Source organism: Microbulbifer sp. CnH-101-G (assembly GCF_052466775.1).
The window spans coordinates 3,983,642-3,996,806 of record NZ_CP174292.1; the positions used below are offsets into that span (position 1 = coordinate 3,983,642).

Below are 13,165 nucleotides of genomic sequence, written 5' to 3' on the forward strand. Positions count from 1 at the left end.
CCAAGCTGGATATCTTTTAATAAGTCTCAGTACAGCAATAAAGTCTCTGGATACTATCTTTTATAGGCTTACAGGTACGGGTACAAATTTTGGTTCTCCCTAAGTTTCTTGCACAGTGAGCGATAAATCATTTGGTTATCCAGAAATCGTTTATAGTGTAGTACCGATAATAAAAAATAAGCCCCAAGGATCGTGCAGTAATCCACAAAAATAGGCTGAACCATATGCCATGGTTGCCCCAGTCTTGGGTCAACCACCAACTGGGAAAAAATATAAGTATCGTGGCAATAAACATAGTATCGCGCATTTGTCGGCTTTTCCCTGCCCCAATAAATACACCATCGAGTTGGTAACTCCATACAGCTAATAGTGGCAGGGCGCATAACCACCAGTAGATTTTATTGATCTCTAAGATAACCTTAGGAAGATCAGTAAACAGTTTGATAATGATAGGCTTGCCTGTTATCAACAATAAGGTAAGAAGAGCTGCGCTCCCCAATGCCCAGATTCCGGCTGCATAAACTATTTCTTGAAATAGTTTGTTAGATTTTTTCCCTATAGATTCACCCACTAATGCTTCGGTGGCATGGGCAAAGCCATCCAATGCATAAGAGGTCATCATCAGCAGTTGCAATAATATGGCATTTGCGGCTAGCACAGAGTCCCCTTGTGCGGCCCCCTGGGCAGTAAAGAACGTTAGGGTCAATAGCAGTAAGCAAGTGCGAATAAATAAATCAGTATTGATATGAAGCAACTCTAGCCATGGCTTCCAATCCACCCATGGCTGAAATTGTGGTGCGCGTATGTGAGTGACAATGTCTTGCCAAATCGTGTTATTCACGCGAGTTAGTAGGGATAAACCCATCACGAGTGCAAAGAAATCTGCACAGACCGTGGCTATCGCTGCGCCTTTCGCTCCAAGTCCAAAACCTAGAATAAAGAGAAAATCCAAACCAATATTTAACAGGTTGGCTACAAGCAAAATATATAAGGGAGCTCGACTATCCTGCCGGCCAATAAAAAAGCCAAGTAAGGCAAAATTCACCAAAGCTACTGGAGCACTGATTAGGCGAATTTGTAAATAAGCTGTTGCATGAGGGCTGGCATCGCTACTGGCATTCATCCAGTTGACAATGTGACCTATGATGGGATAGGCCATCAGTTGGAGCAGGACTCCTAGGGCTAATGCCAATGTCAAAGCACGTAATAACCATTCAACACCACCATCCTGACTGCGGGCCACAATTCCCGTAGTGCCCATACGTAGAAAACCAAAGGCCCAGAGGAGCATCGACATTACGCTTGCGCCAATGGCGACTCCAGAGAGATATTCGGCTGAAGAGAGATGACCGAGAATGGCCGTATCAACAGCCCCCAGCAATGGCACTGAAATATTGCTGAGGATCATAGGCCAAGCAAGGTTCCAGACTCTTCCCAGGTTTTTTTGCTCGACATGTAGGTAATTCATAGGGTTACTTAATAGGTTTAATCGCGAAGAGACTTCAGGTGGGTTGAGGTGTATTGCTATTTCTATTGTCAGGTAAAGTAAAAAGCCGAACATCGAGTGACGAACCCGATTGTTAAATCCGATAAGCTAATAGGTTATGCATCTTTTGGCGTAAACTTCATTTGTCACTAAGCTGTCGATTATACCTTATTGTTCAATTACCTGATTGATGAAGAGGCTGATGCGCTAGCTGGGTTCGATTGGATCCAATTAGGGATAAGAAAATTTTCAGGGGTGAAAAGCCTCATTGAGACACTGCACTATTAATCTCCTTTACATAATTTAATCGTATCGCGACAAAAAACCTGCAGTAACACCAGGCTAGGAGAAACATCATTCAATATTGGTTAAATATATTTGAAATTTCCTATGAGCTAAGCCTAGCTGAGCATAATTTATCGCTATATAGCATGATTGACTTTTTATCGTCAGTATGTTCCTGTTGTACCTGCAGTAGTTGCGACAAATAAAGAAACACAGGTTGTTGGTTGTACCTTCCGGGCGTCGACATCTGAAGTAAAAATTTTTTTACTAAAAATAACGAGTTGCACTGACGGCAGTATTGCGGGGATACCTCCTCGCCCAGTGTATGTAGTCTTGTGATACTACAGTATGTCCACAAATTTCGAGTGGAATTAACCCTGAAACAGTAAGCACGCAGGGCAATTTCAGTTATCCGTGAAGGCCGGCGGCCAAAATAAAATTCGGGATTCCCATGGAAACCCGCAACCACGGAGATCTGTAGGCGATGTTGAGAGGCTTTGATCGGCTGTTCGCCTTGCTAGCCGCTTCGCTATCCGTCCAGTCCGTACTGGCGGAAGAGCAGGCTGTTGAGCGCTGGGGGGTCAATATGCCCAAAGGGGTGACGGAAGTTGCCCAAACCACCTATGAATTGCACATGCTGATTTTTTGGATCTGTGTAGCCATTGGTGTCCTTGTATTTGGTGTCATGTTTTACAGTATGTGGCGCCATCGTAAAAGCAAGGGCTACAAAGCTGCCCAGTTTCATGAAAGCACAGCTGTGGAATTAGTGTGGACAATAATTCCCACCGTTATCTTGATCCTCATGGCTATTCCTGCAAGTAAAACCCTTTATGATATTTATGATACTGATAAAGCAGATCTGGATATCATGATTACTGGGTATCAGTGGAAGTGGAAATATGACTATATCGGATCTGATGTTACTTTTTTTTCAAACCTCTCCACCCCGCGTTCACAAATAAATAACGAACAACCCAAAAATCCTAACTACCTATTGGAAGTGGATGAGCCCTTGGTTGTTCCTATCAAGAAAAAAATCCGTTTCTTAATTACCGCAAATGATGTTATTCATGCATGGTGGGTGCCTGATCTCGCAGTAAAAAAAGATGCCATCCCAGGTTTTATTAATGAATCCTGGACTCGCATTGAGGAGCCGGGAATCTATCGGGGGCAGTGTGCTGAACTCTGTGGTAAGGATCACGGTTTTATGCCGATTGTGGTAAAGGCAGTTCCTCAAGAGGAATACAACGCATGGCTCGATGGACGTGTGGCCACAGCTATAAAAATGCGTGAGCTCACAGGAAAGACTTTTACTTTCGATGAACTTTTTGCACAGGGCGAAAAAGTTTATAACAGCATGTGTGCGGCTTGCCATCAACCAAATGGGAAGGGTGTCCCTGGTGTGTTTCCGGCAATTGCTGGCTCAAAAATTGCGACAGGTCCACTGAATAGCCATCTCGACATAGTCATTGATGGATCTCAGGTAAATCCCGCCATGCAGGCATTCGGTGAACAGTTATCTGAGGTGGATATTGCCGCGGTGATCACCTATCAACGCAATGCCTTCGGTAATGAAATGGGCGATACGGTTCAGCCCGTTGATATCCTTAACTTCAAGAATAAGCAGTAACTGCTAGGGGATTTTAACATGGCACACGGACCTCAATCTGGCCTAAAACGCTGGCTGTATACAACAAATCACAAGGACATCGGTACCCTATACCTGTGGTTTAGTTTTGCAATGTTCTTCCTGGGCGGATGCATGGCACTCATTATTCGTGCCGAACTCTTTGAACCAGGATTACAGATAGTACAGCCAGAATTCTTTAATCAAATGACGACCATGCATGGGTTAATCATGGTCTTTGGCGCAGTAATGCCAGCATTCGTGGGGCTGGCCAACTGGATGATACCGATGATGATCGGTGCACCAGATATGGCACTACCAAGAATGAATAACTGGAGTTTTTGGATATTACCTTTTGGCTTTGCGATGTTGGCATCGACCCTCTTTATGGAAGGTGGAGCTCCAAACTTTGGCTGGACATTTTACGCCCCATTGTCGACTGAATATGCCCCTCCGAGTGTTACTTTTTTTATATTTTCCATTCACATCTTGGGAGCATCTTCAATTATGGGAGCGATTAATATCATCGCCACCATTCTGAACATGCGCGTTCCAGGCATGACATTAATGAAGATGCCACTTTTTGTGTGGACCTGGTTGATAACAGCCTACCTTCTGATTGCGGTGATGCCAGTACTAGCCGGCGTGGTAACCATGATGTTGATGGATATTCATTTTGGTACCAGCTTTTTTAGTGCTGCGGGCGGGGGTGATCCAGTACTGTTCCAGCATGTTTTCTGGTTCTTTGGGCATCCTGAGGTTTACATCATGATTTTGCCGGCATTCGGTATTATTTCGGCAATTATTCCCACCTTTGCACGTAAGCCATTATTTGGTTATAGCTCTATGGTCTATGCAACGGCCGCTATTGCGTTCCTAAGCTTGATCGTGTGGGCCCACCATATGTTTACCGTGGGAATGCCGATTGCCGGTGAGCTGTTCTTTATGTATGCCACCATGCTGATTTCTGTACCTACCGGAGTAAAAATTTTCAATTGGGTTTCCACAATGTTTCGTGGCTCAATGACATTTGAAACTCCCATGCTGTTCGCAATAGCTTTTATCATTCTCTTCGCTATTGGCGGCTTTTCAGGATTGATGTTGGCCATTGCTCCGGCGGATTTCCAATATCATGATACTTACTTTGTGGTTGCGCATTTCCATTATGTGTTGGTTCCTGGGGCAATTTTCTCCATTACTGCGGCGGTTTATTACTGGTTACCCAAATGGACAGGGAATATGTACAACGAAACCATGGGGAAAGTGCACTTTTGGCTGGCTTTTATCGGTCTGAATTTAACTTTCTTCCCCATGCATTTTGTTGGACTGGCTGGCATGCCGAGAAGAATTCCTGATTACGCTTTACAGTTTGCCGACTTCAATCAGATGGCAAGTATGGGGGCGTTTTTGTTCGGCGCCGCCCAAGTAGTATTCCTCTTCAATGTGGTGCGTACGGTGATGGGGGGCAGGAAGGCAACTGAGCAGGTATGGGATAATCCACAGGGATTGGAGTGGACAGTCCCATCACCGGCTCCATACCACACCTTTAGTACGCCTCCGGTTGTTCGTTAATTTCTGGTTGAAATACTGATGAAATTAAGCGAAAACACAAAAGTTTCTGCAAAATTGCTGGCGCTCGCCGCCAGCATGTTGGTATTCGCTATATTTGTAATGCCACCACTCTACGATGCTTTTTGTGAAATTACCGGTCTCAACGGTAAAACTGGTGGACGTTATGAAGCTGTCCCTGCTGCTATTGATACCAGCAGATCGATAACCGTTCAGTTTGTTGCGAGTAATAATGACAATATGCCCTGGAGGTTTTCTCCCAGTGTAATGTCAGTTGAAGTCCATCCTGGTGAGGTCATGGATACCGTATTTCTTGCATTTAATCCTACAGCAAGAGATATGGTTGGCCAGGCGATTCCAAGTTTGGTTCCCTTCAAGGCTGCTGAATATTTTCATAAAACAGAGTGTTTTTGCTTCAATCAACAAATCTTAAAAGCGGGAGAAAAGGCAGAGTTGCCATTGCGATTTATTGTTGATCCAGAGATACCAAGCAATGTAAATACCATAACCCTTTCCTACACGCTGTTCGATGTTACGGAAAGAATTTCTAAAAATACCGATAAGAATAAAGCCGTATCTGCGCGAGAGGGATAAAAAATTATGGCTAGTGAAAGCAGTTATTATGTTCCAGAGCAATCTAAGCTGCCGATATTTGCCACCATCGGTTTGTTTTTAATTGCCTTTGGGGCGGCAAATTGGATTAATGGCGGAAGTTCCTATATTTTCTTTACCGGGGCTCTGGCCTTGGCAGCCGTTTTATGGTTTTGGTTTGCTGCGGTGATTAGGGAAAATATGGCAGGACTAAATAGTGAACAGTTGAAGCGTTCATATGTCTGGGGAATGGGGTGGTTTATTTTCTCAGAAGTTATGTTTTTTGCCGCATTTTTTGGAGCCCTCTATTACATAAGGAATTTCTCCGTACCTTGGTTGGCAGGCGAAGGTGAAAGGGGAATATCCAATATGCTATGGGAGGGATTCGAGAATACTTGGCCTCTCTATGTAACACCAGATGCGGCAGCACATGGGGATACGGCCAAATTTATTGGTCCAAAAGATGTTATTGATCCATGGCACTTGCCCCTGTGGAATACGATTATTCTATTATCTTCCAGCGTAACCGTGCATTTTGCCCATGTTTTCCTGAAAAAAGGTGAACGTGGGAAGTTCAATCTGTGGCTGGGAGGAACCGTTCTTCTAGGTTTCATATTCCTATATCTCCAGGCGCAAGAATACTACGAAGCCTACCAACACCTTGGTCTCACCTTAGAGTCAGGTATTTATGGTACAACATTTTTTATGTTGACTGGTTTTCATGGGGCGCATGTAACCCTTGGAACGATAATGCTACTCATTATGTTGTTACGTTCTGTAATCGCACATCATTTTAAGCCAAACGATCATTTTGGTTTCGAGGCTGCAAGTTGGTACTGGCACTTCGTAGATGTTGTCTGGGTTGGGTTATTTATTTTTGTATATGTCCTAGGCGCCTAATCTGTAACCAGATCAAAAACGCCCCAAGATGCAGTCACTTTGGGGCGTGTGTAATTAATATTTATCCGTCCACGGAGCGCTGTTGACCAAAATACCACTTTCAAATCCGTACCAAATTGCTAGTAAAAGAAGTGCTGCAAGTGAAATCCTAATACCTAGAGCATAGAGGGTACGTTTTGACTGAGGAGCGCCCATATCTCGCAATAGAAAAAATAAAGCACTGGAAAGACTTACCAGTACCGCGAGAAATAGGATCACTATAACAATTTTGAGCCACATATAATTATTTTCCATTATTTTACGTAGTAGCGCATGACAGTAGAGATACCATCAGTTTCTGCAGAAAATACCAGTGTATCACTGATTCGTAACTGGCCTATAACCTTGTTTTCAATAGGGCTAATGCCAGTTTTTGTGTTACTGGGTGTTTGGCAGCTTAATCGTGCTGAAACTAAGCAAATAATAAGCTTAGAAATAGATGCGAGAATGTCAGCTCAGCCAGTAAATCCAAAAAACGGAATTGAATTAAAGCGTTTCCTGCCCGTTAAATTAACTGGAAAATATTCCAGCAATTATTTCTTATTGGATAATCGCACCCGCCAAGGGCAGGCAGGCTACGAAGTTTTGCAAATATTTATCTCTGATAATCAACGCTGGTTGGTAAATCGAGGTTGGATACCTCTCCCAGAGAGTAGGGCTATCACTCCAGAAGTTAGCTATCCCGATGGTGTAACAACAATTCTAGGATTTATATATCCAGTTGAATATTCAGAAAATCTGTCTTCAAATGAAAAACGATTTCATCAAAGAATACAGGCTGTAAATAGGAAATTTACGGATAGTTTGGATTTAAGTTACAAAGCCTGGACTATACGGCTCAGCGCAGATTCAGAATCATCTTTAGTAACTGATTGGAAATTAATTAATAGTAATTCCGATCGACACATAGCCTATGCAGTGCAATGGTTTGCTATGGCAGTAGCGTTATTTATTCTTTGGTTACTTACTGCAACCAATTTTACAAGATTATGTAGAAATAGAAAAAATAATAATACTTAGGGGATTGGTAATGGAAAATAGAGAAATTTCATCAGGCCTAGGGGATTCTAGGGAGAAAAAAAGTTTTTTTTCCTCAAAAAAGATACAGGGAATATCCATTATTGCCTCTGTATTGCTGCCAATGGTTGCAGCCTATATAGTTTTTTATACAGGATTGGGAGTGCCATCAGGAACAGTTAATCAAGGTGAATTACTACAACCGCCGATTAACATTAAAGAATTAAAAGTATCTTCGTTTGGTAGTCAGGTTCCTTTGCTCGGGAATGATTCTCAAAAATGGCGATATCTGATTCTAGATGGTTCAGATTGTAACGAAGCGTGTGAAAAACTCTTATATACCAGTCGGCAAGTACATATCCGTTTAGGTGAAAAAGCGAATAGGGTAGAGAGATTTTTGATCACTGATGAGTCTATGACCCATGAGAAACAAAAAAAACTACAAATAGATCATCCTAGACTTAAAGTTTTGCGCTTGAATGAAAGTAGCATGAATACTCTACAAGCGTTAACGGCCCATCAAAATATCGATGAAACCAGAGCAATACTTATAGATCAGGATGGCTTTGCCATGATGGTTTATGACAATCAACATAGCGGAAATCAGCTACTGAAAGATATCAAACGCTTATTGAAGTACTCCTATGAGAAATAATGGAGAGTGACATGGAGTCATCAATGTATCGAGATAGTAATCAAGTAATGGATTCATACTATAGCTGGCGTTATAAGTTAGCCTTGGGAGGTTGTGCGCTTGCCCTAGTTGTGGTCATTTTGGGTGCGTTTACTAGATTAGCTGATGCAGGATTGGGGTGTCCTGACTGGCCTGGTTGTTATGGCCACCTTACTTGGCCAGATGAAACCCATGAGATCCAGGCGGCTAACGCTGCCTTTCCTAATACACCAGTAGATAACAGTAAAACTTGGCCAGAAATGGTACATAGATATTTTGCTGGTACATTATTGCTATTAGTAGCATCACTTCTTTATTTATCATGGCGCAGACCAAAACAGCGAACCTTTAAACATACACATTACCTGATGGGCCTAATTATTTTACAGGCGGCTTTTGGTATGTGGACTGTAACCTTGAAGTTATGGCCCCAGGTAGTTACAGCCCATCTTTTGGGGGGGATGGCAACTCTTTCCATGCTGTGGCTACTTGTTGAGAGAATGAGACATGGAGAGAATTCTTCTCTAAATAAGAAATATCATACTCTTCATAAATTATTGCCTCTTGCAATATTGACTACACTAGTAATAACAGTACAGATTGCTCTGGGTGGCTGGACGAGTTCTAACTATGCTGCGCTTGCTTGTCCTGATTTCCCTACCTGTCATGGGCAATGGTTACCTCAAGCTGATTTTCGAGCAGGATTTAATATCTTTCAGCAAATTGGCCCTAATTATTTGGGTGGAGCTTTGGAGAGTGATGCACGTACCGCTATTCACTTAAGCCATCGTATTGGTGCACTGCTGGTAACTTTAATGGTTCTTACTCTGGCATATCTTACCTGGAGAGCGGGCTCACGCTCTTGGGCGATAGTATTGATTGCTTTAATAGCGTTACAGGTAAGCTTGGGTATTGCAAACGTTGTAATGTTTCTTCCACTACCAATTGCGGTTGCTCACAATGCTGGTGCTGCACTTCTTTTATTAGGAATTTTAACTTTCTGTTATCGTATTTACTCTTCAAAACCCTCAGAGATCAGTGAGAATTTATATAAAGCAAATTATGAACTAAACAAACCGAAGCTGACTGGCAATATGTAATAGTCAAACTTCTTATTGTGGAAGAATTAGGAAATAATAATATTATGGCCATACAAACTGCCGAATTAAATTCAAATAGCTGGCGTGACTATTATGAGCTCACAAAGCCAAGAGTTGTGATGCTAATGATTCTTACCTCACTGATTGGTATGTTGTTAGCTGTCCCAGGAATGGTGCCTTTTAATATTTTAATTTGGGGAAACTTAGGTATCGCCCTTTGTGCCGGTAGTGCGGCAGCGGTTAATCACTTGGTGGATCGTTACATAGACACAAAAATGTCGCGTACGAGTAATCGCCCAGTTGCAAAAGGAAGAGTTGAACCCCGTAAAGCAATTATATTTTCTTTATCATTAGGCATTCTTGGCATGGCAGTATTAATGATATTTGTGAATATATTAACTGCTTGGTTAACACTAATATCGTTGATTGGTTATGCTGTTATTTATACCATGTTCTTAAAACATGCTACACCTCAGAATATTGTAATCGGCGGTCTTGCAGGTGCTGCACCACCTCTGCTGGGGTGGACAGCGGTTACCAATGAAATTCACCCACATGCTTTGTTGTTGGTATTGATCATATTTGCCTGGACGCCCCCACATTTCTGGGCATTAGCTGTGCATAGAAAGGAAGACTATGCCAGGGCAAAAGTGCCCATGCTCCCAGTTACTCATGGCGTAGCATACACAAACCTACACATCTTACTTTATACATTTATTTTATTTGCGGTAAGTTTGCTCCCTTTTGCCACAGCTATGCTAGGTTGGCTATATCTTCTTGGAGCTGTTGTCCTTGGTTTAGGTTTTATATATTGGAGCTTGGTAATGCTTCGTGGCCGAGACCCAAAGGCGGGAATGGAAACATTTAAGTATTCCATTATTTATTTGATGGCTCTTTTTTGTATTATGTTGCTAGATCACTACTTTGTAGCGGTGTAAGACAATGAGAAATAAAAATTATAAAGAAGTGGAGCCAGTATTGGATCAACAACAAAAACGCGGTGTTCGTATAACGATTGCCGTTTTATTGATGTTTATTGTGGCAATATTGGTCGGTTTTGTTCATAAGCTAAGTCAGCCAAGAATAATCAGTGATTCAGAACTAAGATTGAACGGCGCTGTAAAATTACAGAGGGCTAGAATTTTAGATAATTTTAAGCTGATAAAAGATAGTGGTGACCGATTCGAAACAAGCAGCTTGAAAGGTCAGTGGACATTAGTATTCTTTGGCTTTAGTCATTGTCCTGATGTTTGTCCTACAACACTTTCTAGTCTAAATAGTTTTTATCAAATGCTGGATGAAGATATTCGCACAGATACGAATATTATTCTAGTAACAGTTGATCCAGCTAGAGATAAACCAAAGATACTGCATGATTATGTTCGCTATTTTAATAAAGATTTTCGCGGAATTACGGGAGATTTTATAGAAATAAAACGCTTTGCAAGTCAATTAAATGTTCCTTTTAATAAGGTGAATTTAGATAATGGTGAATATACTGTTGACCATGGATCTCAAGTGGTATTGATAAATCCACTTGGACATTACCATGCTTTCTTCAGAGCTCCACTTGACCCTGCAAAGATGAAGCTGACTTATCGCTCTATTCGAGCTACTTTTGAAGGTTAATTATTTGGTTGTTTTACTTTTCAATCAAAAAAACAGATATTTATCCTGAAGTAAGGAAGTAAAGTGCTGCCAAAAATAGTTAATAGGGTAAATTTTCCAAATAGTTCTAGAATACTTTGGGGCGCACCTCTTCTTTTATCTTTATGCATTATTCCTTTTGGCTGGGCCGGATTACTAGCTCCTATTATCTGGGTTTCTTTAACCGCACTTGAAATGAGCTATGGCTGGAAGCGCGCCGTTTTATTTATTACTTGCATAATTCTGATGCTGGTATCGGGATTTAATATTATTCCTGGTAGTGAGCGGATTCAAATTCTAGACCCATATTCCGATAGTTCAGGAAATCTGGTATACGCAAGTTTTAGTACCGGTAAAGCAGTAATTGCTATTGCTTTACTTGCTTTCATGTTGGGTCAAAAACAAACCTTAAGGCGTATAGATTTAGCTTATCTATGTTTAGCTATCATTATACCGGTTACTGTTGGTTTAGCATTATATGGACCATCTATAAAATTATCATTGACGATAGTAATTGCTGCTCTTATAAATCTCTTAATAGTAAGCATCAGTGAAGAAGGCTTTTTTCGTTGGATATTACAAAGGGGTTTAGAGGAGACCCTTGCCAGCTGGCGATGGGTTTCTGTGCCAATTGTTACTGCGATATTTGTTTCACTCCATATTGGTTGGTTGGCAGAACCGGCATCGATTATATTGCTTAGCTTAGCTTCATTTTGTTACTCGATTCTCTGGTATTTACGCAGAAATTTTTGGCTTTGTGTGTTGGCTCATTGGGGAGTAAATGTTCTTCATATGATGATTCTACCTTACCCTCTTCCTGGTTAATTCTGAGAAAAACTTTTTATCCGAAAGCAAGTTAGTATAAGAAATATACTTTTTATATTTAATAAAATTATCATACTTTTATAGATTATTACGATAACCTTCCACAAGGTATCCTGGGATAAAGGGTTAACCGTTAGGAGATACTCAATGAGAAAGAATATATTTATAATAATTTTACTTTTAGTGGCTTGTGATAAATCAATTCACGATGACCGCCGCGCTCTTGCGAAGAAGCTGACTCAGGAGAACATTTTAGTTGATGGTCATATCGATGTACCCTATAGAATTTCGCAAGAAAACTCAGATGTTGGAATAAGTACCGAAGGTGGAGATTTTGATTTTCCCAGAGCTAAGAGCGGAGGCTTAAATGCGCCTTTCATGTCGATATATATTCCCGCTGAGAAAGAGACTAATGGCACCGCAAAGGATTATGCCGACCAGTTGATAAGTAGCGTCGAGGACTTGGTTACTACTTATCCCAATAAGTTTGCTATCCCTAAATCCTTAGATGAATTAAGAAATCAGGTTGAGCAAGGTAAAATCTCTCTTCCTCTAGGGATGGAAAATGGCGCCGCTATTGAAGGGAGCTTAGAAAATTTGGAGTATTTCTATAACCGGGGAGTTCGCTATATAACCCTGACCCATTCAAAGAGCAATCATATTTCTGACTCCTCTTATGATGGTTCCCGTCCCTGGAAAGGACTGAGTGAATTTGGCAAGAAATTGGTCGGTGAAATGAATGCTCTGGGTATTATGATTGATGTCTCTCATGTTTCCGATGAGGCTTTTTGGCAGGTTATGGAAATTTCTTCAGCCCCAGTAATAGCCTCGCATTCTTCGGCCAGGCATTTCACCCCGGGTTTTGAGCGTAATATGAGCGATGCAATGATTATTGCTCTTGCAGAGCAAGGTGGACTGATTATGGTGAATTTTGGATCTACCTTTATCAGTGCTAAATCGCGCTCTTCCCAGGCCTCAATAGCTGCTTTGGTTGAAAGCTACATGAGGGAAAGTAATCTGAGCAAAGAAAGCCCAATAATCGAAGAATACACTAGGTCTTTATATAAAGATAAGTTTGTCTATGCTGACTTAGACGACGTTCTTGATCACTTTGATCATATTCGCAACCTGGTCGGTGTTGACCATATAGGAATAGGCTCAGATTTTGATGGTGTAGGTGATAGCCTTCCTATTGGTCTGAAAGATGTTTCAGAATATCCAAATCTAGTTTTCGGTCTTCTGGAACGAGGTTATAGTGAAGAAGACATTAAAAAGATCCTTGGCGGAAACTTACTTAGGGTATGGCACGAGAATGAAACTTATGCGGCTTTTCATGGGCGCTAATTCCCACTTGTATTTTATTCTCCTAAGCTATGCTGTCAGCAGTCCTTTATCTAGTCGTAATG

At 41.5% G+C, this 13,165-nt stretch carries 13 protein-coding genes; 11 read left to right on the plus strand and 2 right to left on the minus strand.

From position 1 onward, the window contains the following. Positions 1 to 127: 127 nt before the first annotated feature. Positions 128 to 1,468, minus strand: a complete 1,341-nt coding sequence (locus ACJJID_RS17685; RefSeq protein ID WP_444920598.1) for an MATE family efflux transporter — start codon at positions 1,466 to 1,468, stop codon at positions 128 to 130. A 787-nt stretch (positions 1,469 to 2,255) separates the two neighbouring features. Between ACJJID_RS17685 and coxB the strand changes: the two genes are divergently transcribed. From coxB to ACJJID_RS17705, 4 genes are read left to right on the plus strand one after another with little or no spacing between them, the layout of a single operon-like run. Next, positions 2,256 to 3,401, plus strand: a complete 1,146-nt coding sequence (gene coxB, locus ACJJID_RS17690; protein ID WP_152450356.1) for a cytochrome c oxidase subunit II — start codon at positions 2,256 to 2,258, stop codon at positions 3,399 to 3,401. 18 nt (positions 3,402 to 3,419) lie between these two features. Further along, positions 3,420 to 4,970: a cytochrome c oxidase subunit I gene (gene ctaD / locus ACJJID_RS17695; protein ID WP_444920599.1), complete on the plus strand. Its 1,551-nt coding sequence runs from the start codon at positions 3,420 to 3,422 to the stop codon at positions 4,968 to 4,970. Positions 4,971 to 4,988: 18 nt separating this feature from the next. Next, the gene (locus ACJJID_RS17700) at positions 4,989 to 5,561 is read left to right on the plus strand and encodes a cytochrome c oxidase assembly protein (protein WP_444920600.1); all 573 of its coding nucleotides are present in this window, start codon (positions 4,989 to 4,991) and stop codon (positions 5,559 to 5,561) included. Positions 5,562 to 5,567: 6 nt separating this feature from the next. After that, positions 5,568 to 6,458, plus strand: coding sequence for a cytochrome c oxidase subunit 3 (locus ACJJID_RS17705; protein WP_444920601.1), 891 nt, complete (start codon positions 5,568 to 5,570; stop codon positions 6,456 to 6,458). 54 nt (positions 6,459 to 6,512) lie between these two features. Here ACJJID_RS17705 and ACJJID_RS17710 read toward each other — a convergent pair whose 3' ends face one another. Further along, positions 6,513 to 6,752: a DUF2909 domain-containing protein gene (locus tag ACJJID_RS17710; RefSeq protein WP_444920602.1), complete on the minus strand. Its 240-nt coding sequence runs from the start codon at positions 6,750 to 6,752 to the stop codon at positions 6,513 to 6,515. An 18-nt stretch (positions 6,753 to 6,770) separates the two neighbouring features. On the opposite strand from ACJJID_RS17710, the gene ACJJID_RS17715 reads away from it, so the two are divergent. From ACJJID_RS17715 to ACJJID_RS17745, 7 genes are all read left to right on the plus strand, one after another. Continuing rightward, positions 6,771 to 7,517: an SURF1 family protein gene (locus ACJJID_RS17715; RefSeq protein ID WP_444920603.1), complete on the plus strand. Its 747-nt coding sequence runs from the start codon at positions 6,771 to 6,773 to the stop codon at positions 7,515 to 7,517. A gap of 10 nt (positions 7,518 to 7,527) precedes the next feature. After that, a complete protein-coding gene (locus tag ACJJID_RS17720; protein ID WP_444920604.1) occupies positions 7,528 to 8,169 on the plus strand; it encodes a hypothetical protein in 642 nt (213 codons plus the stop codon). Between the two features lie 11 nt (positions 8,170 to 8,180). Beyond that, positions 8,181 to 9,287, plus strand: coding sequence for a COX15/CtaA family protein (locus ACJJID_RS17725; protein WP_444920605.1), 1,107 nt, complete (start codon positions 8,181 to 8,183; stop codon positions 9,285 to 9,287). A gap of 44 nt (positions 9,288 to 9,331) precedes the next feature. Next, positions 9,332 to 10,225: a heme o synthase gene (cyoE, locus tag ACJJID_RS17730; protein WP_444920606.1), complete on the plus strand. Its 894-nt coding sequence runs from the start codon at positions 9,332 to 9,334 to the stop codon at positions 10,223 to 10,225. Positions 10,226 to 10,229: 4 nt separating this feature from the next. Then, entirely contained in the window at positions 10,230 to 10,916 is a 687-nt protein-coding gene (locus ACJJID_RS17735) for an SCO family protein (RefSeq protein ID WP_444920607.1), read from the plus strand. A 63-nt stretch (positions 10,917 to 10,979) separates the two neighbouring features. Continuing rightward, positions 10,980 to 11,759 (plus strand): lysostaphin resistance A-like protein, encoded by a 780-nt coding sequence (locus tag ACJJID_RS17740; RefSeq protein ID WP_444920608.1) that lies wholly within the window; start codon positions 10,980 to 10,982, stop codon positions 11,757 to 11,759. 147 nt (positions 11,760 to 11,906) lie between these two features. Further along, positions 11,907 to 13,103, plus strand: coding sequence for a dipeptidase (locus tag ACJJID_RS17745; protein ID WP_444920609.1), 1,197 nt, complete (start codon positions 11,907 to 11,909; stop codon positions 13,101 to 13,103). Positions 13,104 to 13,165 lie beyond the last annotated feature (62 nt).